The organism is Pseudomonas sp. Irchel 3F6 (assembly GCF_900187595.1).
In the GTDB taxonomy this organism is placed as follows: domain Bacteria; phylum Pseudomonadota; class Gammaproteobacteria; order Pseudomonadales; family Pseudomonadaceae; genus Aquipseudomonas; species Aquipseudomonas siliginis.
On sequence record NZ_FYDP01000002.1, the window covers coordinates 359,662 to 383,661 of the forward strand.

A 24,000-nucleotide genomic window follows, 5' to 3' on the forward strand; every position below is an offset into this window, starting at 1 on the left:
ACCCTTTTTCTGTCACTCGTCGACTTTTCAAACAGAACCCTGGAGCCTGCCCACTGATTCGAGAGGTGCCCCATGAGTCTGCTGCTTGAACCCTTTACTCTTCGCCAACTGACCCTGCCCAACCGCATCGCCGTGTCGCCGATGTGCCAGTACTCCAGCGTCGACGGCCTGGCCAACGACTGGCATCTGGTGCACCTGGGCAGCCGCGCGGTGGGCGGTGCCGGTCTGGTTTTTACCGAAGCCACGGCGGTTACCGCCGACGGACGCATCACCGCCGAAGACCTTGGCCTGTGGAACGACGAACAGATCGAACCGCTGCAACGCATCACTCGCTTCATCACCGCCCAGGGCGCGGTCGCCGGTATTCAACTGGCCCACGCCGGGCGCAAGGCCAGCACCCACCGGCCGTGGATCGGCAAGCATGGCAGTGTCAAGCCCGAGGACGGCGGCTGGACCCCGGTCGGGCCATCGCCGATTGCTTTCGACCCGCAGCACACTCAACCGAAGCAGCTGGATGAGGGGCAGATCGCCGAAGTGATCCAGGCCTTTGTCGACGCGGCCAAACGCGCGCTGACGGCGGGTTTCAGCGTGGTCGAGGTGCATGCCGCGCACGGCTATCTGCTGCATCAGTTTCTTTCGCCGCTGAGCAACCAACGTCGCGATCAGTACGGTGGTTCGTTCGAGAATCGTATCCGTCTGGTGCTGCAAGTCACTGAAGCGGTGAGGGCGGTATGGCCGGAGGAATTGCCAGTGTTTGTCCGCGTCTCGGCGACCGACTGGGTCGAAGACGGCTGGAACCCGGACGAAACCGTGGAGCTGGCGCGTCGCCTTCACACGCTGGGCGCCGATCTCATCGACGTGTCTTCAGGAGGGACAGCTGCAAACGCGGAAATTCCGGTCGGACCCGGTTATCAGACGCGCTTTGCCGAGCGGGTACGCAAAGAGTCAGGCATCGCCACCGGTACTGTCGGAATGATTACCGAGCCGGCCCAGGCCGAGCACATTCTGCGTACCTGTCAGGCCGATATCATTTTCCTCGCCCGAGAGCTGCTGCGCGATCCGTACTGGCCGCTGCATGCCGACGATGATCTGGGTGGGCGCAAAGCGGTGTGGCCGGCGCAGTATCAACGTGCTACCCATCGCGACCAGCCGATTCATGAGTCGGATTTGCGTGATTGATTGAAGGCTGGAAAGCAAAAGCCCCGAGCCGGTGAGGGTCGGGGCTTTGGTTTGTCTGATGCGGCCTCGCTGTCTGCGCTGCCGTCATCGCGGGCAAGCCCGCTCCCACAGATTCGAGTCGACTACAGGTCTTGTGATCAACCCACCACTGTGGGAGCTGGCTTGCCGGCGATTAGGCCCGTTCAGGCGCTACAAAACCTCAAGGGTATTTACGCTTGTCCGGCGCCGGCGGGAAATACTGGTACAACCAGGTCTCGCTCAACGTGCGGTCATTGGTGCGAATGAACAAGCGCAGTTCCACTGGCTCGACGCTGTCATTGGTCGGGTACCAGTCGAACAGGATCCGGTAACCCTTGATGTCATCCAGCACCAACACGCTGAAGTCCTGCACCTTGCCGTTGGAACAGGTAATCACCGGCTCGATCCCGGTGCCCTGTGGCAGGCGCTCAAGGCCGCCACCGGTGAAGTCTACGGCAAAGCGCCGCGCCCACACTGGCGGGTAATGCTCACCCGGCGCCCAGCCCTCGGTGAAGCCGCCCATGCCCGAACGCGTCGCGTGCACCCGGGCCAGTGGCGTGCCGACCGGTGGCAGCGCGCTCCAGTAGAGCTTGTACCCGTAGTTCAGCGAATCACCGGCAGCCACGGGTTTCTTCGGCGTCCAGAAGGCGACGATGTTATCCAGCGTCTCGCCGGTCGTAGGAATTTCCAGCAGATCGATAGAGCCTTCGCCCCAGGCGGTTGTAGGTTCTACCCACAGGCTCGGGCGCTTGCTGTACCAGTCGACAGTGTCCTGATAGTTGGCGAATTCGTGGTCGGTCTGCACCAGGCCGAAACCCTTCGGGTCCTTGTCGGCAAATGCATTGAATTGCAGCGTCGCCGGGTTGTTCAACGGCCGGCAGATCCACTCGCCATTGCCGCGCCACATTGCCAGGCGATCGGAGTCGTGAATCTGCGGATGAATGGTGTCGCACATGCGCCGTTCGTGGGTGCCGCAGCTGAACATGCTCGTCATTGGCGCCACGCCGAGTTGTTCGATGGTGGTACGAGCATTGATGTGCGCGTCGATTTCCATGACCACGCGCTCGGCCTGGCAATCAATGTCAAAGCGATAGGCGCCGGTCGCGCTCGGCGAGTCGAGCAGGGCGTAGACCACAAAACGTGTGGCGTTCTTGTCAGGCGTCTCGAACCAGAACTTGGTGAAGTCGGGAAACTCTTCGCGTTTCTTCGCGTAAGTGTCGATGGCCAGGCCGCGCGCCGAGAGGCCATATTGGCCAGTGGCATCGACCGCACGGAAATAGCTGGCGCCGAGAAACGACACCACGTCATGCCGATCCAGCTCCGGCGCCTTGAACAGTTTGAAGCCGGCAAAACCCAGGTCGCCCTTGAGCTGCTGGGTGTCGACCGAAGTGTTCTCGTAATTGAACAGCGCCGGACGGAAATGCACCTCGCGCGCCATGCGCGTCTTCGGATCAACGCTGTACATGCGCACCGGCTGACGGAAACCCATGCCGACGTGGAAAAACTGCACGTCCAGCTGACCTTTGTTTTCCTTCCACAAGGAATGCTCGCCGTCGTAGCGGATCGCGTTAAAGTTCTGCGGAGTCATGGTCGCCAGGGTTGGCGGCAACACCTGTTTCGTATCCTGATAGGCACTGCCGGCGAGCTGCTTGGCCTGACGCTTCAACGCCTCGAAATCGAAGGCCTGGGCCTCGCCATCGGCGGCGCCGCCATTGGCTGCCCAAGCGCGGGCGGCCAACAGGCCCGACGCGGAAAGACCGGTATAGGCCGCAATGGCCATGGACGCTTTGAGCAAATTCCTGCGGTGCATAAATACAACCTGTCGTGTGCAATCCAGCGCCGTTCCTGGCACCTGTCGGATCGGAAATTACGGTTCGGTCATGCCTTCGGCCAAACGCAACGGACTATAAACAGATGCCCGCTAGCTTAATCGGTTCGATTGTCGGGCAAAAAGGCTTGTTTGCGTTGCGTCACCTGGCAATGAAACAAGACATGTCTGTAATTTTTCTGACAGGGCTCTCTGATTTAGAGGGCATATCTGCTTTTTTCGATTAATTACTCTAAAAACCGCTTTTCAACGCCGATTTAATTCCTATTCTATGGGCAAGACCGGATACAAGCCTTCGTGCCGGCGGGGCACACGACGCTGCTCGAAGAGGCAGGGCGATGTGAGGTTCAGCAGTTTCTTGACTCAATAGAGAAGGACATCGTCCATGGCAAAAATACAGAGCATCACCGAAATGTTGGGCATCTTCCCTTGCTTGGGCGGCGGGCGCAGAAGACGCCGCCTCAATACCGAAGAATTGAAACTTGTGGAGCGTTATCGAGAACTATCGGAAAGCGACCGGATTGCCATGCGCTATCTGGTGGATGCGATGCGGAGTGTTTCGCGATTCTAAGGGGGAGGGGAGAAGGGGGCCGGCCGAGAAGCCTGCCCCTTTTTCATTTGCGTAACGCTCGAAACATGCCCTTCTGAGTGGCGAGCAACATCTCGAAGCACACTCGCAGGTCGGGGTCGGGCACTTTCGAACTAGGCTGAGGGCCTTAGATCCGGATAACCCTTGTTTGGAGACGGAACATGAACACCCGTGGATTGCTCGATCAACTGCTCAAGTCCGGGCAGGAAATGCTGCAGAACAAGACTGGTGGCGCTTCCAACAAGTCGGCTGCCAGCGGACTGGGCGGTTTGCTCGGTGGCTCGTCTGGCTCCAGCGGCCTCGGCGGCCTGCTGTCCGGCGCGGGCGGCGGCGCATTGGCCGCGGGCGCGATGGGCCTGCTGCTCGGCAACAAAAAAGTCCGCAAGGTCGGCGGCAAAGTCGCCATCTACGGCGGCCTCGCCGCGCTGGGCGTACTGGCTTACAAGGCCTACGGCAACTACAACGCCCAAAAAGGCAGCGCACCCCAACGCGAACCACAAACCCTCGACCGCCTGCCACCCGCGCAAGTCGAAGAACACAGCCAGGCCATCCTCAAAGCCCTGGTCGCCGCCGCCAAGGCCGACGGCCACATCGACGAGCGCGAGCGCGAACTGATCGAAGGCGAATTCACCAAACTCGACAACGACCAGGAGCTGCAACACTGGCTCCACGCCGAACTCAACAAACCCCTCGACCCCACCGACGTCGCCCGCGCGGCAAGCACGCCGGAAATGGCGGCGGAGATGTACATCGCCAGTGTGATGCTGGTGGATGAGGAGAATTTTATGGAGAAGAGCTATCTGGATGAACTGGCACGGCAGTTGAAGCTGGAGCCGGGGTTGAAGGTGGAGTTGGAGAGGCAGGTGCGGTTGGCGGCAGATTGATTCTATGGTGTGAGAAATCGCAGTGTTGTGCTGCGATTTTTCCTGTGTCGCTTATTGAGGCGTCAATACAGATTTAGCTCGGAAAGCCGTTTTTAATCTTTTTGATTCGTGAACAATGATGTAATCAAGCCTCAATCATAAAATCTTCAATTCTTTCAATGAATTCGATTTTGCTTTTGGTTCTGAATTCACCTAGAAACTTTTCGGAGTTTTTGATTGGCTCACCTCTTCTATCGTATTCGATCGTTAGCATATCAATCACAAATTCTCCGTCGGGATCCCCTTCGGGCTCGACTCTCGTGTCAAAGCAATGGCCGGTACTCTGGCGGACTCCTCCGATCAGTACCGAACTAGAGAACCAGTTGCAAGTCTCCGGTGTCAGCTCCACCTCAAACAGATTGTTGATTGTTATTGTCCAGCCGCTTGGTACTCGGATGGGTTGGAGTTTGTATTCGAGTTTTGATCTCATTGGGTCTCTCCGAATCTTTGCATTCGTGAATACTTTGCTCTGATCATTCAAACGATAATCGTGCTTACTGCAGCGTTGAATAAATGCGCTGGCAAGTATCAATTTTTTTTACTTTAATTTGTATTCGAATTTTTCATCTAAGCCCAGGGATATGTCCTGATTTTCTGTTCCCTCGAATATAAATATCATTTTTTTAAAAGTTTCGCCCATGCTTTGTTCAGATTCTTTCGAATTTTTCCATACTATTTCAATCGGACGCTCCACGTCCGTACTGAGCAAATCCACAGAGAATTTAGGTTGTTTCCATAGTACTGAGCCCAAGAAAATGCTGAAGCTATCCGCTTGTGGAAATCCTGCTCGGAAGAAATGGATAGGCCGTCAAGTTCAATTATCATTCAGGTTATTTCCACTTTCCTATTGGGCTGACAGCGCCCATCCGCTCTGAGCAGCCTGCCTTAAGAAAAGGGGACAGATTTATATTCAGTTTGAAGAAAAAAATCTGTCCTCTTTTACTCAGTCCCTTTTGCTCAGAAGACAAAGCGACCACATGATCGCTCTTTCTTCAGAGATGAATTAGACCTCCTGCCGCCAAGCGGAAAACGTGATCACTGTGCCGGCTTCTTTTCTATTGGTGATTTCTACTTTATAGGTACCACCATTGATGCGGCCTTCAACGAGCGCTTTGCGCTCGTTGCCGCTGACTTCGGCGTCCTTTGCATGTTGCTGATAGAAGTCGATAACATCCGCGTATTCGGTAAAAGTCCTGAGAATGACCTCATATTCATGCTGAGGGCGTCCGGCTATTTTGTCCCAGTCACCGTCAATTGACGTGCCCTCCATACCCGGTGTCGTAAAGACACCGTGAGCGCCGGCGCCAATCAAGTGAGCTCGCTGCGGAAGCAACGGCAGCATCGCTTTTGGAAAATCAGAAGGTAATTGAGCCGCAGTCCAGGCTCCCTGTTTCGGCTGAGTCACGATGTACTCAACGTGGGCAATCTTCTGCGCAGCGGCTCGGCGTTCTGGATCGTCACTCTCCGCCCACAGCGCCATCATAGGAGGCAGTTGCTTACTCCAGGGGATCAAAGCATCGGCGTCAGACTTGCCGGCGCCTTCTGGCTGGAAAATAGTCAGCACGGTTTCCGGCGCATCGTTACAAGTCAATGGTTCCTCGCGAGACTTGACGGTGCAGTGGCCATTGACCAGTCCTACGGCGAGCAACTGCCCCTTGTCGTCCAGCAGCAATGCGGCGCGCTCGAACCCGTTGTTACCGTCGTCCATGGCAGTGATCATTTTTCTGCCGGGAGGGACACCATCAACAAAAGTCGACATTTCTGAGTCGAGCGCTTCAAGAACCTGCTGCACGATCATCGTATTGTCATTGGTGTAACTTCCGGTTTGGTAGCCAAAAAAATCAACGAGTGCAGAACGAACCGCCGGGTCTTGGTTGAGCTTGTGAGCCCGTTCTGGACTGGCTTCGTTTGTAAGCAACAAGACAGTTGTGCCGTCGGGACGTTGTTCGGATCGTAGTGACAGCGCGATTGCGCTTAGGGAGAAGGTAAGGGCTAGAAGCAAGGTGAGAGTGCGGCTTAAGTGTTTCAAGATAACAGTCCTTTGATTATTTAATCCGTGAGAGTGGTCGCAGAGATTTGATCTGGTGATTATGCGTTGAGCATAAGTTTTCTGTTTTTCATTATTCTTGAATGGGGGGTTTAAGTTGACAGTCGCCTTGAAGGTTTCAGTGACGTGTTTTTCACGCATATCAGGCGGCTCAGCAGATTTCTTCGTACAGCTAAGCATTCAAGGCTTCCAGAATTCAATTCCCTCCACATGACGCTCTATGTCATCCATGTCATCCTCGCCAAGAGTTGAGTCAAAGTTTTTGCTGATAATTGTTCTGATTTTTGCTAGTCGCTGAGTTACGTTTTCATTGTCAATGAACTCGGTTGTAGCTTTTCGATATTCTTCAACCGGTTTGTCGCTATAGTAACTTCCCATTTTATGTAGGGAAATCATGATGAATTCAATATTTGCGAGTGCTTCCAGAGCATCTTCGCCAGTCAGTATGATTTTCTTGTTTTTTTCTAACATTATTTTCTCCGAGTAAAAGTTGGGTTCTCTAATTTTAAGTTTCCTTTAATGGTCAGCTCCATAGTTCCATACCTAGGGTTTTTAACCCATTCGAGCTGCGAGTCAGGTACGTCTGTCTCAATGTAATCCCGGCCGCGGCCTCTGCCAATTTGGTATTTTTCTTCAGCATCAAGCTGGCTCAGCGGCTTCTTGTTGGCGGGTTCGACGTAAACACGATTGTTATCCTGAGCTTGGATTACACCATCGCTTTCGATACCAGTAGAGCCTTTTCTGTTGGTGTAGTGCCGGACACGAGTAGTACTTTCTCCGCGAGGGACGGGGGAAGGTGCCGCTGGTTCGCCTTCGTTGACCTTGGCTTTTTCGGAAGGGTTACCGATATCGCCCTTAGATTTAGCTTTCTTCTGTGGACATTCGCTACTCAACCCCAAAGGATCCACCCACCCAGTAGGGTTAGGCACGTACTGGTAGCTATTCAACCCGCCCGCAAGCTTGATCGGATCCGGCGTCAAGAACCGGCCAGTCCCCGGATTGTAGTAGCGGTGGCGGTTGTAATGTAAGCCTGTCTCGGCGTCGAAGTACTGACCCTGAAAACGCAGCGGGTTATCGATTTCGCTGATATCCAGCGCTGCGAGATTGCCGTAGGCGCGGTACTTCGCTGACCACATGATCTCGCCGCTGTAGTCGGTCAGTTCCTGTGGCGTGCCGAGATGGTCGAGTTGGTAGTAGAAGGGGGCCGCTTTTAGCGGGCCTTCGCCGTCGAGCATTGCCAACGGGCGGGAGCTGCCCGGTTCGTAGATGTAGCTGCGGTAACGGTTTTCTGCGCTTTCGGCGATCAATCGTTCGCCTTGCCATAGAAATTCAGTGGTATGGCCGTCGACGGTTTTCTCGATGCGGCGGCCAAAAGCGTCGTATTTGTAGCTTGCGGTGCTGCCACCCGGCAGGCTGACGCCGATCAGGCGATGCTGGCAGTCGTAGCGGTATTCGGTGACGAGCTTTTGGCCGGTGCCGCGACGTTCGCGGATCAGGTTGCCGTAGGCGTCGTAATCGTAATGGCGGTCGCCTTGTATCAGCAGGCGGTTGCCTTTGACGTTGGCGAGGTTGGCTGCGGGCAGGTCATTCTGGCCGAGGAGGTTGCCTGCCGGGTCATGGGCGAAGCTCTCTGGTATGGCGCCGCGTACGCTGATCAGGCGATCCAGTGGATCGTAGTGATAGCTGCGGTTGCCTTTGCGGCTGTCGTTAATGCCGGCGAGGTTGCCGTTGGCATCGTAGTTGTAGCGACGCTGGAACAGGTGCTTGTCCCGTTGGCTAACGCTGTGCGCTTGCAGACGTCCCTGTTCATCGTATTGGTATTGGCTAAGCAGCAGACCTTGTTGGCGCTGTTGCTCTCGACCAGCGTTGAACTGATGAGAGGTCAGGCGAGAACCGTTGAGGTCGATGCTGGTGAGTTGCCCGCCAGGCTGGTGGCGGTAATCGAGTTTGCTGCCATCGGGCAAGCGGCAGTGCTTGAGCTGGCCGACGCTATCGTATTCGTAGCGCAGAGTGCCCCAGCCTTGGTGCTCCTCGATGAGTCGGTCTTGCAGATCGTATTTATAGGCGAGCGGCCAGTGGCCGTCGTCGACGTTAACGAGGCGACCCAGAGCGTCGTAGCTGTAGTGAATCTCCTCACCATCGGGTAGCGTTTTTACCAGCAAGCGGCCTGCGGCATCACGCTGGTATTCGGTGACCAGTTCGCTACCGTCATCACCGAACTCGGTTTTCTTCAGCAGTTGGCCGTTGAGGTCGTACTCGTAGGCAGTCCGACGACCATCGAAGCCTGTTTCCTGTTGGATCAGGCCGTTGGCGTAGTAATCGATGTGGTAGTGCTCGCCGCGCTCGTTTTCGATTTCAGTGAGCAGCAGGCGCGAGTTGTCGTAGCGATAGCGCAGTTGGCTGCCGTCGGGATTGATGCGGCGGCTGACGAGGTGCAGATTGTCGGCGTATTCGTAGCGGGTGATGCGACCCAGTTCATCGCGTTCGGCGGTGACATTGCCATAGGCGTTATAAGTAAAGGCTCGGGTTGCACCGCCTGGAAGCGTGACTTGAGCGAGGCGATTGGCGGTATCCCATTGGTAATGCGTAATCGCGCCTGACTCTTCCTGGCGGGTGATCTGCCTACCCAGTGCGTCGTAGCGGTACTTGCGTTGACCGCCATCAGGCAGGCGCTCTTCCAATAGCTGGCCGAGATTGTTCCAGCCCAACTGATGGCGGCTGCCGTCCGAATGACGGATTTCCAGCAGACGACCCTGAGGGTCATAGCTGTAGTGGGTGGCATTGCCATCCGGGTCGATCTGCGCAGTAATATCGCCCTGCCGGTTGCGTTGGTACTTCCAACTGGCTTTGCCGCGCCGAACGTCGCTGACGAAACCATTGATGTATTCGTAAGTGGTGGCTTCGTCTTCCGGCGGGATGACCGCGGTCATCAATCCGTTATCGTCATAGCGATATTCGGTAACGGCGCCCAGCGGATCCTTTTCGGCGATCAATTGGCCTTTGTCGTTGTAGGCCTTGAGATGCTCGGCACCATCCGGATCGATCTTGCTGATCAATCGGGCCTGATCGTCGTGGGTATAGACCTCTTCGCTGCCATCGGCGTTGGTTACGGTGACGCTGCCTTTGTCATCCCAGACGTACTGCGCTTCCATCTGCGAAAAGTTGGCCCAGTGACGAGTGCAGCGAGACAGTTTGCCTTCGTTTTCCCATTCCCAATAGAACGCTGCGCCGCCTGCCAATTGCCGCTCGAGAATGACGTGCTGCTCGTTGTAGCGATAACGCTCGGCTTCGCCCGCCGCGTTTTTCGCCTCGATCAGGCGATGTTGCGCGTCGTAGCTATAGGTGACCAACGTCTGCACGGTATTCCAGACGTCTTCCAGATTATCGGCGGGCAGAAACTGCTGATAATCGACGGCGATGATGTGCTTGCGGTCGTAGCGCAGAAGCAGGGCGCGGCCGGCACCGTTGTCGAGACGTTTGATGCGCCCATGGATGTCGCGAGTAACGTGCAAGCGGTTGCCATAGCTATCGCTGATGGCGATCAGGGTCGCGCCTTTGCTGTCGAAGCGGAAGTGATAGAACGATGGTCGCTTGCCAGCCTGCGCGAGAATCAGCTCGGATGGATCGTCACCTAGAAAAATGGCCGCGTGCGATAGGCTGTTGGTGATGGCGGGACGCTGCTCGCTCGGAAGTGGGAAAACGGTGGAGCGGTTTTCCTGATCGGTCCAGATGACTTCATCGCCATTGATCTCGATGCGGTGGGCGAGCGCGTGGCTCCAGCCATAGCCGAGACCGCAGTCGACTTCCACAGCGCTGGTGCGATAGAGACGGGTCCATTCGAATGGCAGCAGGCCGTCGAGTTGGCCGTCAGTTAACGTCAATAACTCTTCGCCAGTGACCATCGAAACAGGGCACCCGTTAGTGCAAGTCTTTGCAGCAGGTTCTGCGCTCTTTTCGGCGGGATTCGTCGCCTGGTTCGATACGTCATCAGCGACTTTACCGTCAGCAAGTCTGGCGTTTTTCTTGCCATCAAAACGCAACTCGGAAATCCCGTTCCTGACCTTCGCCGTCACCCCTCGGGCCGCCACTGCGGTGTACTTGGCGACATACTCCATAAAGCCGTTGATGATCTTGAACACCGACTTCACGAAGCCGATCACAGCCTTGATGACAAGCTCTCCGTACTTCTTCAGTCGGGCCGCAAGGTAGATTACGCCGGTACCTTCGGCCGCGATGGTCAATACCACGCCGATCACGATGTCGATCGCAATGCCTACGACAATGGCCGTGGTCATCTTCGCTACGTCGCCCGCCATCTTCATCGGCGGCAAGCCCGCGAGCCAGATCACCGCACTGCGCACCAGCAAAAACAAAGCCGCCTCGTCGCTGGCCAGCAACATGGCCTTTTTCATGATGTCCGGCGAGCTCTTGGCGACTTTGATCAGCTCGTCTGCGCCAGCGCCGAGATCCTTCGCAAACTTTCCTGGGTCCTGAAGGATGTCGAGCACGAGACTGATGCCGTCCCATACGCCCTTGATCGCTTCCCAGCCACCTTCAAGAATGCCGTTGCCGATGGCCATGGCTGTGCCGGAGGTCGAAAGATTCGACCATTGCGGTTTGAAGCCGGCCCATTCCTTGCGCAGGAAACCTTCAAGGTCCGCAGTCACGCCGCTGTAAGAACTGAAGAGGGCGTCGATCTGCGCGGGGGTCACTTCGTTATGGACGCGAATCGTGTAGAACTTGCCGGGCACACCACCGGTCCATGCGGCTTTGCCTTGGGCGTCGAGTTTGACCTTGCTGACAGCACCACCGTCCACGGCCACGATTTCGACTTCGATATCGCCGACGGGAATGTCGTAAACCGATTCGAATTTGCTCTCGATCAGCAACGGACCCTTGAGCGGACATTGAGCCACGTTCGAGGTGAAGTTACCGTCGGTCATGCTCACCGTTTTACTGGTGTTGCCCGCCTTGATGACACGCTCCATGCCCAACAAGGACGGCATGTCCGCGGCACGGCTACCCTTGTCGAGAGCCTGTGCGTACCAGGTTTTTGTTTGTTCCTGATACAGCTTCAGACTGTCCTTGAAGGTGTTCAGTTGGTTGTCAACAAAGGCAACGCGATCCATCAGCCTTGCTCCAGAATCAGGTGGTTTATCAATGCTTCTTTAAGATTTTGCGGCGCATCCGGGCGGCGCACGAAGCGGGTGATTTTCAGCTTCAGATTGTTCTCGGGCCATGCGGTGTAGAGGTCCGGGCGGTCTTCTTCCAGCCACTGCATCAGGTTGCTGACCAGCGTCGCCGGATTGTCCTTGCTCAACCCTTCCAACAACCCCTTCGGCACCTCCCACCACGGCCAGTCCCGCACCTTCGGCACCACCCGCGTGCCCACTTCCAGCGCCTGCCCATTGATCAGATACCGCTCAAACACCGGCAGCACTTCTCCAGCCTTCTCCCCAAGCCCTCGCAAAATCGGATAAATATGCCGCCCATCCCAAAACCGGAAAAACACCTCGGTGCCGTCCGGCATTTTCACCTGCGTCAGGCTGCGCAGGTGTTCGAACACTTCGTTCGGTTCTGAACGCGACACCGCCAGCCAGCCCCAGTCGAGGGCGTCGGTTTCGGCGATCCATGGCAGGAAGGCGGAGTTGGCTTTGAGTTCGGTGAGGTAGGGCATCACCGGTTGCCAGGTGGAGTAGGGCGTGCCGCCCCAGATCGGGATGAGCTGGGCGGTGGGTTCGGTGAGGTACAGGGTTTTCAGGGCGTCTGCGTCGCTGGCGGCGCTGATGATCAGGTACAGGCGCTCGCCGCTTTGCAGCGGCTGTTGCGCCAGCCAGTCCTTGGGGGAAATTCGTTCAGATGGCACAGGCACCTGCCTTGCATTTTTCGCATTCTTCACAGAACGGCGCGTTACGTTTGAGGGTGTTGATCTGCGCCGGGGTCAGGACTTGGCCAGCCTTGTCTGCATCCGCCTGTTTCAACACGCCGGGCATCAACGGCGCAGCACCAGTCCCACTGCCCGGACTACCACCAGAATTCATGTTGATCACTGGCCCGCTCATGGTCACGCCACCAGCGTCAATCTTGATGAAGCTGCCGCCGCCGATCAGCGTGAGTTCGGCGCCAGCTTCCATCACCACTTTCATGCCGCTGCTCAGGTGGATTTCCTGCCCTGCGTCGATGAACTGGCCGGTGCCGATCTTGATGTGCTGGTTGACGCCGACGGTGAGGTGGTCGTTGGCGCGGGTTTCGACTTTGCGGTCGGCGTAGACGGTGTGGTGTTCTTCGGCTTTGAATTCCGTGTAGCTGTTCTTTTCGACGGTGTCGTGGCGTTCGTTGCCGACGCGGATTTTCTGGTCGTGTTCGATGTTCTCGTCCCAGTCGCGCTGGGCGTGCAGGTAGATTTGTTCCTGGCCTTTTTTGTCTTCGATGCGCAGTTCGTTGTAGCCGCCACCGCCCATGGAGCTCAGGGTCTTGAAGGTGCTGCGGGTCTTGTTCGCCGGCAGTGGATAGGGGACGGTGTTTTCCTTGTGGTACAGGCAGCCGCTGATCAGCGGTTGATCGGGGTCACCTTCAAGGAACGTGACCAGCACTTCCATGCCAATGCGCGGGATGGCGATGCCGCCATACTGGGCGCCGGCCCAGGCGCTGGAGACGCGCAGCCAGCAACTGGTCTTGTCGTCGGCCTGGCCTTCGCGGTCCCAGTGAAACTGGACTTTGACCCGGCCGTACTCGTCGCAGTGGATTTCTTCACCTTTCGGGCCGGTGACCACCGCGCTCTGGCTGCCGAGGATGCGCGGTTTTGGATGGCGTAGCGGCGGACGATTGGGCACGTCCCACGGAGTCGCCTGAAAGCGGTTGCGGTAGCCCTGATGGAAATCGTCTTTCAGCGCGGTGGTGTCGCTGGTCACCGATTCTTCGAGCACTTGCGGCTGTTTGCCTTCGTGCAGGACTTCGGTGAGCAGCCACAGGTCGTTCCATTTGGCTTTCGGGTGTTCGGTCAGGGCGAGGAAATGGCCGCTGACCAGCAGTGGCTGATCACTCTTGCCTTCGGCGAGCTGGAAGTCGCTGCGGTGGCGTTCGAGGGCGCGTTTGGCCAAATGTTTGCCGCGCTCGCGGTCGATGAAGCGCCCCGGGTAATCGTAGTCTTCAAGGTCGGGCAGGGCGTCGCCACGGTTTTCGCTTTCCAGGGTCAGACGCGGTTTTTCGAAGTCGTAGTCGCGGCGGGTGGTGCGGCTGGTGCGGGTTTCCAGGCGCAGGTCGAAACGCTTGATCACCGGGTTGCTGGCGACCATGCCGGAGTCTTGCTGATAGGGCACCGGCTTGAGCTTCGGGAACACCGTCTGGTCGTCGCCGAACACCAACTTGTGCGCGTTGGCGCTGTGCTGGAAGTGGAAGTGAATGCCTTCCTCTTCGCACAGGCGCTGGATGAAGTGCAGGTCCGACTCGTCGTATTGCACGCAGTAGATGCGTTCGGGATAGATCGAGCCGGTCTTGAATTCGTAGGCGTTGCCTTGAATGCCGTGCTCTTCCAGCACCTGACCGATGATCTTCGGCACGCTGAGGTTCTGGAAGATGCGCTGGTTGATGCGGTGCGCCAGATACGCCAGTTGCGGGCGCAGCGTCACCGAATAACGGGTCAGGCGTTTGCCCGAGTCACCTTGCGCGGCGCGGTAGATCTGGCCATGGATGCCGCTGCCGTCAGGCGACAGCTGCAGGAAGGCGGGTTTGTGCAGCAGGGTTTCGAGCTCCAGCGACGGCTGCTCACTGACCAGCTCCACCTCAAAGACAAAAGGCTGGCTGATGGCTTCCCGGCCGGTGAGGGTAAACACCTGAAAGTCGGCGGAAAGCCCTTCGATGGTCAGGGCAAAGTGGGTTTCATTGGCCGGCGCGAACATCCCTTGTTCCTCGTGCTGTACAGCGGCGCTCGTCGACGACCGCAAAAAAGCGGCTCAACGTACGCGAAATTCTGGAGGGGCGTAAACAACATCGACCAGCAGAGCTGGCCGATGCGTGTAACGGTCAGCCGTAATTAAACGACTGGAGCACGCCAGTCATCGGAACCCGAAGTACCGGATACTTCGTGGGTCCAGGTGATTTTGCGGTAGGTGAACTGCACTTCTTCCAGGTGGGTGAAGTGCGCGTTGCCTGGATCCTGGCAGTTGTGCATTTTGTTGTTGATGGCGACGATGATCGCGTCTTCCAGTTTGGTGGTGTAGTAGTGCTCTTGGGTGCCTTGAGCCGAAGTGCGGTACCACTGGATAACGATTTCGCTCATGCGCTCGCCGGAAGTCAGAGCTGCTTGCAGCAGTGGCGAAGCCTTGTCGTAGACCTTGGTGATCACAACTGGCTTGTGTACGCGCTGACCGGTTGGCTGACCGGATTGCGGGTCACGCGGGATGATCACGTCGTGGGTGAAAGCCTGAACCATGACCTGGTCTTCGTGGCCTTCCTGGTAGGTGTTGCCAACGGAGTCGGCGGTGAAAGCGCCGGCAGTGATCAGGCCTTGTTTTTCGCCGGTAACCGACATGTACGCTGGTGTTGCCATGGGGTGCTCTCCTTGCGGATAAAGTTAGGGTGCCCGGAGGCGAAATCGCCCGGTGGGTGGCTGAGAGTTATCAAGGAGCGTGCCAGGTTTTGCGCGGTGCCCGGATGGCGGGGGCGCCACGGTAGTCGGTGATCATTCGGGGCGATTTTCAGCGGGAAAGTCGGGAGAAAGTGCGCAAGAAGTTGCGCACTTGGCTGCAGGCCTTGCGCCGCTTGAGCTGCAGAGGATTTAGGCCCTGAAATATTACGACCAACTGCGCAACTTCTTGCGCAGTTGGGTATTTGCCGGGACTGCGGTGTGGCCTTCGCGAGCAGGCTTGCTCCCACAAGGACAGTGCTGCCAGCGAAAGCGTCTTATAAATGAAACACCGCCCTCGGCTATACTCCCCGCATTTCGATCAGGCACGAGGATTCACTGTGAAGAACTGGACGTTGCGCCAACGCATTTTGGCGAGCTTTGCGGTGATTATCGCCATCATGCTGTTGATGGTGGTGCTGTCCTACTCGCGGTTGTTGAAAATCGAGGCCAGTGAAAACAGCGTGCGCGACGATGCCATCCCCGGCGTCTATTACAGCTCGATGATTCGTGGTGCATGGGTCGACAGTTATTTGCAGACGCAAGAGCTGCTCGGCCTCAAGGAAGGCCAGGGCGTTTCCAGCGAAGACGCTGCCGACTACAAGGCATTCGAGGCGCGTCTGCAAGAGCAGATGGCCAACTATCGCAAGACCATGGCCACCGATGAAGACCGTTCCGAATTCGCCCTGTTCGAGAAGTACCACGATACCTACATGCAGATTCAGGATGCCGTGCTGGACCTGCACAAGCGCAATCTGGAAGCCGATGCCATTAAGCTGTTCAACGAGAAGCTGACCCCGGCGTGGTACACCGGTCGGATGAAACTCAACGACATCATTGGCGAGAACAAAGTCGTCGCTGATAACGCCATGGCCAACATCGACGACGCGGTGGCAACGGCCAAAGTCAGCATGGTCATTTCTCTGCTGGTCGCGGTGCTGGCCGCCGGCCTCTGTGGTCTGCTGCTGATGCGCGCGATCATGGCGCCGATGAACCGCATCGTGACCATCCTCGACATCATGCGCACCGGCGATCTGAGTTCGCGCCTGAACCTTGATCGCAAGGACGAGTTCGGCGCGGTCGAAACCGGCTTCAACGACATGATGACCGAGCTGACGTCGCTGGTGTCCCAGGCCCAGCGCTCCTCGGTGCAGGTGACCACCTCGGTCACCGAGATCGCCGCCACTTCCAAGCAGCAACAGGCCACCGCCACCGAAACCGCAGCGACCACCACCGAAATCGGCGCAACCTCCCGTGAGATCGCCGCGACTTCGCGGGATCTGGTGCGCACCATGACCGAAGTGTCCACCGCTGCCGATCAGGCCTCGGTGCTCGCCGGCTCCGGCCAGCAAGGCCTGGCGCGCATGGAAGACACCATGCACTCGGTCATGGGCGCGGCGGATCTGGTCAACGCCAAACTGGCGATCCTCAACGAGAAGGCCGGCAACATCAATCAGGTGGTGGTGACCATCGTCAAAGTGGCTGACCAGACCAACCTGCTGTCGCTCAACGCAGCGATCGAAGCCGAGAAGGCTGGCGAGTACGGCCGCGGTTTTGCCGTAGTCGCCACCGAAGTCCGGCGTCTGGCCGATCAGACCGCCGTGGCCACCTACGACATCGAACAGATGGTCCGCGAGATCCAGTCGGCGGTGTCGGCCGGGGTGATGGGCATGGACAAGTTTTCCGAAGAAGTGCGCCGCGGCATGTCGGAAGTGCAGCAGGTCGGCGAGCAGCTGTCGCAGATCATCCATCAGGTGCAGGCACTGGCGCCGCGCGTGCTGATGGTCAACGAAGGGATGCAGGCCCAGGCCACTGGCGCCGAGCAGATCAACCATGCGCTGGTGCAGTTGGGCGATGCCAGCAGCCAGACCGTCGAATCGCTGCGTCAGGCCAGTTTCGCTATCGACGAACTGAGCCAGGTGGCCGTCGGCCTGCGCAGCGGCGTTTCGCGATTCAAAGTCTGATGAGCGAAATCATCGCCAAACGAGGCAGTGCGCCAGTGGCGAAGCCGGCGCTGTTCCTGCTGTTTCGCATCGGCAGCGAACGCTACGCCCTGCGCGCCACGGAAGTGGCCGAAGTGCTGCCGCGCCTGCCGCTGAAACCGATTGCCCGGGCGCCGCAGTGGGTGGCCGGGGTGTTCGCCTATCGCGGGGCGGTGGTGCCGGTGATCGACCTCAGCGCGCTCACTTTCGGTGAGCCCGCCGAGGCGCGCACCAGCACGCGGCTGGTGCTGGTCAATTATCAGCCGGATCAATCGCAAGCAGCGCAATGGCTCGGGCTGATTCTCGAGCAGGCCACCGACACGCTGCGCTGTCATCCGCAAGATTTCCAGCCCTACGGCCTCGACAACCGCGAGGCGCCGTACCTCGGACCGGTGCGCGAAGATGCACAGGGATTGCTGCAATGGGTGCGGGTCAATGACTTGCTCGATGATGCCGTGCGCGGTTTGCTGTTCCCCGATCCGCCGCGTGATCCGGCGCAGCTTGAGGCGCGGCCATGAGCAGTGAGCAGCGCTTTTTCGATTTCCTCAAGGAACGCATCGGCCTTGATGTTGCGTCGGTGGGCGCGGCGATCATCGAGCGTGCCGTGCGCCAGCGCACGACCCTGTCCCAGGCCGCCCACGCCGACGAATATTGGCAGCTGTTGCAAGGCTCGCGGGACGAGCAGCAGGCGCTGATCGAAGCGGTGATCGTTCCGGAAACGTGGTTTTTCCGTTATCCGGAATCTTTCGCGACGCTGGGCAAACTGGCGCGAGGTCGGCTTAAAGAACTCAATAATATGCGCGCGCTGCGAATTCTGAGCCTGCCGTGCTCGACCGGCGAAGAACCCTACTCGATTGCCATGGCCTTGCTTGATGCCGGATTGCAGCCGCATCAATTCAAGGTCGACGGCATGGACATCAGCCCGCTCTCGGTGGAAAAGGCGCGGCGTGCGGTTTATGGCAAGAACTCCTTTCGCGGTCAGGATCTGGAATACCGCGAGCGACATTTTTTTGCCGAGCAGGACGGCCACCGGGTCAACGAATACGTTCGCGAACAAGTGCGCTGGCAAGTCGGCAATGTGCTCGATCCGACGCTGTTGGCGACCGAGCCGGCCTTCGATTTCGTGTTCTGCCGCAACCTGCTGATCTACTTCGACCAGCCGACGCAAAAGCAGGTGTTCGAAGTGCTCAAGCGCCTGACCCACGTCGACGGCGTGCTGTTTATCGGCCCGGCGGAGGGCAGTCTGCTCGGGCGTTTGGGCATGCGTTCGATCGGCATCCCGCAATCCTTCGCCTTCAGCCGCCATAGCGAGCCGCACCCGGAACCGCTGCCGATGCCCAAACCGGTCGCCGTGCCGGTCAGCCAACCACTGCGCAGCGCGCCGCCGCCAGCGCCAGTGCGCAATCGGCCGTTCGCTGCCGTGACGGCTTTGCCGGTGACGAAAAAAACTGCCGACCCGGACGCCGCAACGCTGCTGGCGCAGATTGCTGCACTGGCCAACGAAGGCAAAAGCGCCGAGGCCCGTGCCGCGTGCGAACACTATCTGCGCAGCCATGAACCCGTGGCGCAGGTGTTCTATTGGCTGGGCCTGCTCAGCGATGTCGCCGGCCTGAGCCTTGAGGCCCAGGGTTTTTATCGCAAGGCCTTGTACCTCGAACCGCAACACCCCGAAGCGCTGATGCACCTGGCCGCGTTGCTGCAGGCTCAGGGCGATACGGCGGGTGCCCGACGATTGCAGGAGCGCGCCGCCCGCAGCGGGCGCACCGCCGACAGTGAGCGTAAACGATGAGCGCGCCCGACACTTTGAACGTTACCCACGAAGACGCCCGCGCCATCGACGATTGCTGGAACCGCATCGGCACTCATGGCGACAAGTCCTGCCCGTTGCTGGAAGAGCATATTCACTGCCGCAACTGTTCGGTGTATTCCGCCGCCGCCACGCGCCTGCTCGACCGTTATTCGTTGCAGCAGGACCAGCGCGAAGCGGTGGTCAGCAAGGTCGAAACCGACGTCAAGACCCGCTCGCTGCTGATGTTCCGCCTCGGCGAGGAATGGCTCGGACTGGCCACGCGCACGCTTGTCGAAGTTGCGCCGTTGCAGGCGATACATTCGCTGCCGCACCAGCGCTCGCGGGCCTTGCTCGGTGTGGCCAATGTCCGTGGCGCACTGGTCGCGTGCCTGTCGCTGGTGGAACTGCTCGACCTCGGCGCCAGCGTTGCGCCGGTCAGCGGCGGGCGAATCATGCCGCGCATGCTGATCATCGCCGCGCACGGCGGGCCGGTGGTGGTGCCGGTGGATGAGGTGGACGGCATCCATGCCATCGACGAGCGCATCCTCGACGCCGCGTCGCAGTCCGGTGCGCAGAACAGTGCCAAGTACACCCGTGGCGTTCTGCAATATCGCGGTCGCAGCCTGCGCTGGCTGGATGAAGAACAGCTGTTGTCCGCCGTGACCCGGAGCCTGACATGACCCCCGAGCAAATGCGCGACGCCTCTCTGCTCGAGCTGTTCAGTCTCGAAGCCGAAGCCCAGACCCAAGTGCTCAGCGCCGGGCTGTTGGCGCTGGAGCGCAATCCGACCCAGGCCGATCAGCTGGAGTCGTGCATGCGTGCGGCGCACTCGCTCAAAGGTGCGGCGCGCATTGTTGGCATCGACAGCGGCGTCAGCGTCGCCCACGTCATGGAGGATTGCCTGGTCAGCGCGCAGGAAGGGCGTTTGTTGCTGCGTCCCGAACACATCGACGCGTTGTTGCAGGGCACCGACCTGCTGATGCGCATCGCCACGCCGGCCAATGCGCCGCAACCCACGGACATTGAAGCCTACGTGACGCTGATGGGGCGTCTGCTCGATCCTTCGGCGCCAGCCGCTGTGGTTGCCACGCCACCGATGGCCGAGTTGCAGATCGAGCCAGTGCCGATAGTGTCGGCGCCGATTGTCGACGAGCCCGCCGAACCGACCCCGCGCAAAAACAAACGCACCACCGAAGGCGGCGAGCGCGTTTTGCGCGTCACTGCCGAACGCCTGAACAGCCTGCTCGATCTGTCGAGCAAATCGCTGGTGGAAACCCAGCGTCTCAAGCCGCATCTGGCGACCATGCAGCGTCTCAAGCGCATGCAGAACAATGGCCTGCGCGCACTGGAAAATCTCAATGTGCACCTGAAGGACCACGCACTGAGCCTGGAAGCGCTCGAGTCACTGGAAGATGCGCGGCGCTTGCTCGCCGAGTCGCAGCAATTGCTCAGCGAGAAAAACGCCGAACTCGACGAATTCGCCTGGCAGGCCAGCCAGCGTGCACAAGTGCTCTATGACACCGCGCTGGCCTGTCGCATGCGCCCGTTCGCCGACGTGTTGAGCGGGCAGGCGCGCATGGTTCGCGATCTCGGTCGCAGCCTCGGCAAGCAGGTGCGCCTGGAGATCGAAGGCGAGAAAACCCAGGTCGATCGCGATGTGCTGGAAAAGCTCGAAGCGCCGCTGACTCATTTGCTGCGCAACGCCGTCGATCACGGCATCGAATCCCCGGAGCAGCGCCTGCTCAAGGGCAAGCCCGAAGAAGGCCTGATTCGCCTGCGCGCCTCCCACCAAGCCGGTTTGCTGGTGCTGGAACTCAGCGATGACGGCGGTGGCGTCGATCTGGAGAAAGTCCGCCGCAGTATCGTCGAACGGCAGTTATCCCCAGCCGAAACCGCAGCGCAACTGAGCGAAGAAGAACTGCTGACCTTCCTGTTTCTGCCGGGGTTCAGCCTGCGCGACAAGGTCACCGAGGTGTCCGGGCGTGGCGTCGGCCTGGACGCTGTTCAGCATATGGTCCGCCAATTGCGTGGGGCCGTGGTGCTGGAGCAGACGGCGGGCGAGGGCAGCCGTTTCCATCTGGAGGTGCCGTTGACGCTTTCGGTGGTACGCAGCCTCGTGGTGGAAGTCGGCGAAGAGGCTTACGCATTCCCCTTGGCGCACATCGAACGCATGTGCGATCTGGCCCCCGAAGACATCGTGCAGGTCGAAGGACGCCAGCATTTCTGGCACGAAGGCCAGCATGTCGGGCTGGTTGCGGCCAGCCAGTTGCTCAATCGCCCGGCCAGTCAGAACGATGGCGCTACCCTGAAAGTCGTGGTGATCCGCGAGCGCGAGGCGATTTATGGGGTGGCTGTCGAGCGCTTCGTGGGTGAGCGCACGCTGGTGGTGTTGCCGCTGGACGAGCGTCTGGGCAAGGTTCAGGATATTTCCGCCGGGGCCTTGCTCGATGATGGTTCGGTGGTGCTGATCGTCGATGTCGAAGACATGCTGCGTTCGGTAGACAAGCTGCTCAACACCGGGCGTCTGGAGCGCATTGCCCGACACGGCAATCAAGCTGCCGAAGTGGCGCGCAAGCGGGTGCTGGTGGTCGACGATTCGCTGACCGTGCGCGAGCTGCAACGCAAACTGCTGCTCAATCGCGGCTATGACGTCGCGGTGGCGGTGGACGGCATGGATGGCTGGAATGCGCTGCGTTCGGAGAGCTTCGATCTGCTGATCACCGACATCGACATGCCACGCATGGACGGCATCGAGCTGGTTACGCTGCTGCGCCGCGACAACCGTTTGCAATCGTTGCCGGTGATGGTCGTGTCGTACAAGGATCGCGAAGAAGACCGCCGCCGTGGACTGGACGCCGGCGCCGACTATTATCTGGCCAAAGCCAGTTTTCATGACGACGCCCTGCTCGATGCAGTGGTCGAGCTCATCGGGGGAGCGCGGGCATGAGGATCGCAATCGTCAACGACATGCCCCTGGCGGTGGAGGCCCTGCGCCGAGCGCTGGCGTTCGAGCCGGCGCATCAGGTGATCTGGGTCGCCAGCAACGGCGCCGAGGCGGTGCAACGCTGCGCCGAGTGCACGCCAGACCTGATTCTGATGGACCTGATCATGCCGATCATGGACGGTGTCGAAGCCACGCGGCGGATCATGGCCGAGACCCCATGCGCGATCGTCATCGTCACCGTCGACCGCCAGCAGAACGTGCACCGCGTGTTCGAGGCCATGGGCCACGGCGCGCTGGACGTGGTCGACACGCCGGCCATTGGCGCCGGCAATGCCCAGGAAGCGGCGGCGCCGTTGTTGCGCAAGATCCTCAACATCGGCTGGCTGATCGGCGACAAGGCGCCGCGTTCGCGCCCGGCGCCGAGTTCGCCGCGCAGTTCGCCGTCACGTCAGCGGCTGGTGGCGATCGGTTCGTCTGCCGGTGGGCCGGCGGCGCTGGAAGTGCTGCTCAAAGGCCTGCCGAAGGATTTTTCCGCCGCGATCGTGCTGGTGCAGCATGTCGATCAGGTGTTCGCCGCCGGCATGGCCGAATGGCTGGCCAGCGCCAGCGGCCTCGATGTGCGTCTGGCCCGTGAAGGCGAGCCGCCGCAGAGTGGCGCGGTGCTGCTGGCCGGGACCAATCACCATATTCGCCTGTTGAAAAACGGCACGCTGGCCTACACCGCCGAACCGGTCAACGAGATCTATCGCCCCTCGATCGACGTGTTTTTCGAGAGCGTTGCCAGTTACTGGAACGGTGACGCGGTCGGGGTTTTATTGACCGGGATGGGGCGCGATGGCGCGCAAGGGCTTAAGCTCATGCGCCAGCAGGGTTATTTGACCATTGCGCAGGATCAGCACAGCAGTGCGGTGTACGGCATGCCCAAGGCTGCCGCGGCGATCGATGCCGCGGTGGAAATCCGTCCGCTGGAAAAGATAGCGCCACGATTGCTGGAGATTTTCCCCAAATGAACAGGTTGATCCGCAATCCAGGCCCCCGCAGTACTCAGGTGACCGCTCATGAATGATTTACAGATCGACGACATTAAAACCGACGAAAACGCCGCCATGGTGTTGTTGGTGGATGATCAGGCGATGATCGGCGAAGCGGTGCGCCGTGGGCTGTCGAATCAGGAAAACATCGACTTCCACTTCTGCTCCGACCCGCAGCAGGCCATCGCCCAGGCGGTGCGGATCAAGCCGACGGTGATCCTCCAGGACCTGGTGATGCCCGGCCTCGATGGCCTGAGCCTGGTGCGCGAATACCGCAATCATCCGGCGACCAAGGACATCCCGATCATCGTTCTCTCGACCAAGGAAGACCCGCTGATCAAAAGCGCGGCGTTCTCCGCTGGCGCCAACGACTATCTGGTGAAACTGCCGGATACCATCGAACTGGTCGCGCGCATTCGCTACCACTCGCGGTCCTACATGACATTGCTGCAACGCGACGCCGCGTACCGAGCGTTGCGGGTCAGCCAGCAGCAATTGCTCGACACCAATCTGGTGCTGCAACGGCTGATGAACTCCGATGGCCTGACCGGGCTGTCCAACCGACGGCACTTCGACGAGTACCTGGAACTGGAGTGGCGCCGTTCGCTGCGTGATCAGACGCAGCTGTCATTGCTGATGATCGACGTCGATTACTTCAAGTCGTACAACGACAGTTTTGGCCACGTTGAAGGCGACGAAGCCTTGCGCAAGGTCGCCACGGCGATCCGCGAGGCCAGTGCGCGACCGTCGGACCTGCCGGCGCGTTACGGCGGCGAGGAGTTTGTGCTGGTGCTGCCGAACACTTCGCCGGGCGGCGCGCGGCTGTTGGCCGAGAAACTGCGCCAGACCGTGGCGGCGCTGAAAATTCCGCATAACACGCCGGCCGAGGGCTCCAGTCTGACCATCAGCATTGGTCTGGCGACCATGGTGCCGCAGGCGGGCAGTGATTGCCGGCTGCTGATTTCGGCGGCGGATCGCGGCTTGTATCTGGCCAAGAACAATGGGCGCAATCAGGTCGGGATCGAGTAACGGCCGTTGCCCTCACCC

19 protein-coding genes are annotated in these 24,000 nt (G+C 59.2%); 10 read left to right on the top strand and 9 right to left on the bottom strand.

Features of this window, described 5'->3' with window-relative positions; translation table 11 throughout:
• Positions 1–72: 72 nt before the first annotated feature.
• A complete protein-coding gene (locus tag CKW30_RS07635; RefSeq protein WP_039759093.1) occupies positions 73–1,179 on the top strand; it encodes an NADH:flavin oxidoreductase/NADH oxidase in 1,107 nt (368 codons plus the stop codon).
• A gap of 199 nt (positions 1,180–1,378) precedes the next feature.
• Here CKW30_RS07635 and CKW30_RS07640 read toward each other — a convergent pair whose 3' ends face one another.
• Positions 1,379–3,007: a glucan biosynthesis protein D gene (locus tag CKW30_RS07640; RefSeq protein WP_095180451.1), complete on the bottom strand. Its 1,629-nt coding sequence runs from the start codon at positions 3,005–3,007 to the stop codon at positions 1,379–1,381.
• A 403-nt stretch (positions 3,008–3,410) separates the two neighbouring features.
• Here CKW30_RS07640 and CKW30_RS07645 point away from each other — a divergent pair, with 403 nt between their 5' ends.
• Positions 3,411–3,596, top strand: a complete 186-nt coding sequence (locus CKW30_RS07645) for a hypothetical protein (RefSeq protein ID WP_095180452.1) — start codon at positions 3,411–3,413, stop codon at positions 3,594–3,596.
• A 179-nt stretch (positions 3,597–3,775) separates the two neighbouring features.
• The gene (locus CKW30_RS07650) at positions 3,776–4,498 is read left to right on the top strand and encodes a tellurite resistance TerB family protein (RefSeq protein WP_095180453.1); all 723 of its coding nucleotides are present in this window, start codon (positions 3,776–3,778) and stop codon (positions 4,496–4,498) included.
• 124 nt (positions 4,499–4,622) lie between these two features.
• Here CKW30_RS07650 and CKW30_RS07655 read toward each other — a convergent pair whose 3' ends face one another.
• The 8 genes from CKW30_RS07655 to CKW30_RS07690 all read right to left on the bottom strand — a co-directional run bounded on the left by CKW30_RS07655 (position 4,623) and on the right by CKW30_RS07690 (position 15,132).
• Positions 4,623–4,967 carry a hypothetical protein gene (locus tag CKW30_RS07655; protein ID WP_071174496.1) on the bottom strand — a complete coding sequence of 115 codons (345 nt, stop codon included), beginning with the start codon at positions 4,965–4,967 and terminating at the stop codon, positions 4,623–4,625.
• A gap of 242 nt (positions 4,968–5,209) precedes the next feature.
• On the bottom strand, positions 5,210–5,362 hold the full coding sequence (locus CKW30_RS27840) for a barstar family protein (RefSeq protein ID WP_371857534.1): 153 nt from the start codon (positions 5,360–5,362) through the stop codon (positions 5,210–5,212).
• A 178-nt stretch (positions 5,363–5,540) separates the two neighbouring features.
• Positions 5,541–6,764 (bottom strand): hypothetical protein, encoded by a 1,224-nt coding sequence (locus tag CKW30_RS07665; protein ID WP_252877501.1) that lies wholly within the window; start codon positions 6,762–6,764, stop codon positions 5,541–5,543.
• Complete coding sequence (locus CKW30_RS07670) at positions 6,765–7,055, bottom strand: hypothetical protein (protein ID WP_041478181.1); 291 nt, start codon at positions 7,053–7,055, stop codon at positions 6,765–6,767. It abuts the gene before it with no gap.
• Positions 7,055–11,713, bottom strand: a complete 4,659-nt coding sequence (locus CKW30_RS07675) for an RHS repeat-associated core domain-containing protein (RefSeq protein WP_095180454.1) — start codon at positions 11,711–11,713, stop codon at positions 7,055–7,057. Before CKW30_RS07675 ends, CKW30_RS07670 begins: the two co-directional genes overlap by 1 nt.
• A complete protein-coding gene (locus CKW30_RS07680; protein ID WP_095180455.1) occupies positions 11,713–12,450 on the bottom strand; it encodes a DUF4123 domain-containing protein in 738 nt (245 codons plus the stop codon). Before CKW30_RS07680 ends, CKW30_RS07675 begins: the two co-directional genes overlap by 1 nt.
• On the bottom strand, positions 12,440–14,482 hold the full coding sequence (gene tssI / locus CKW30_RS07685) for a type VI secretion system tip protein TssI/VgrG (protein ID WP_095180456.1): 2,043 nt from the start codon (positions 14,480–14,482) through the stop codon (positions 12,440–12,442). The genes CKW30_RS07680 and tssI overlap by 11 nt, the downstream gene beginning before the upstream one ends.
• A 134-nt stretch (positions 14,483–14,616) precedes the next feature.
• Positions 14,617–15,132: an Hcp family type VI secretion system effector gene (locus CKW30_RS07690; protein ID WP_007949952.1), complete on the bottom strand. Its 516-nt coding sequence runs from the start codon at positions 15,130–15,132 to the stop codon at positions 14,617–14,619.
• 416 nt (positions 15,133–15,548) lie between these two features.
• On the opposite strand from CKW30_RS07690, the gene CKW30_RS07695 reads away from it, so the two are divergent.
• The 7 genes from CKW30_RS07695 to CKW30_RS07725 are packed head-to-tail and all read left to right on the top strand — an operon-like array spanning position 15,549 to position 23,982.
• Positions 15,549–17,171, top strand: a complete 1,623-nt coding sequence (locus tag CKW30_RS07695; protein ID WP_095180457.1) for a methyl-accepting chemotaxis protein — start codon at positions 15,549–15,551, stop codon at positions 17,169–17,171.
• Positions 17,171–17,707, top strand: coding sequence for a chemotaxis protein CheW (locus tag CKW30_RS07700; protein ID WP_095180458.1), 537 nt, complete (start codon positions 17,171–17,173; stop codon positions 17,705–17,707). The genes CKW30_RS07695 and CKW30_RS07700 overlap by 1 nt, the downstream gene beginning before the upstream one ends.
• Entirely contained in the window at positions 17,704–18,978 is a 1,275-nt protein-coding gene (locus tag CKW30_RS07705; RefSeq protein WP_095180459.1) for a CheR family methyltransferase, read from the top strand. The genes CKW30_RS07700 and CKW30_RS07705 overlap by 4 nt, the downstream gene beginning before the upstream one ends.
• Positions 18,975–19,658, top strand: coding sequence for a chemotaxis protein CheW (locus tag CKW30_RS07710; protein WP_095180460.1), 684 nt, complete (start codon positions 18,975–18,977; stop codon positions 19,656–19,658). The genes CKW30_RS07705 and CKW30_RS07710 overlap by 4 nt, the downstream gene beginning before the upstream one ends.
• Positions 19,655–21,925: a hybrid sensor histidine kinase/response regulator gene (locus CKW30_RS07715; RefSeq protein WP_095180461.1), complete on the top strand. Its 2,271-nt coding sequence runs from the start codon at positions 19,655–19,657 to the stop codon at positions 21,923–21,925. The genes CKW30_RS07710 and CKW30_RS07715 overlap by 4 nt, the downstream gene beginning before the upstream one ends.
• Positions 21,922–22,932, top strand: coding sequence for a chemotaxis response regulator protein-glutamate methylesterase (locus tag CKW30_RS07720; RefSeq protein ID WP_095180462.1), 1,011 nt, complete (start codon positions 21,922–21,924; stop codon positions 22,930–22,932). Before CKW30_RS07715 ends, CKW30_RS07720 begins: the two co-directional genes overlap by 4 nt.
• A 48-nt stretch (positions 22,933–22,980) precedes the next feature.
• Complete coding sequence (locus tag CKW30_RS07725) at positions 22,981–23,982, top strand: PleD family two-component system response regulator (protein ID WP_041478162.1); 1,002 nt, start codon at positions 22,981–22,983, stop codon at positions 23,980–23,982.
• Positions 23,983–24,000: the final 18 nt, after the last annotated feature.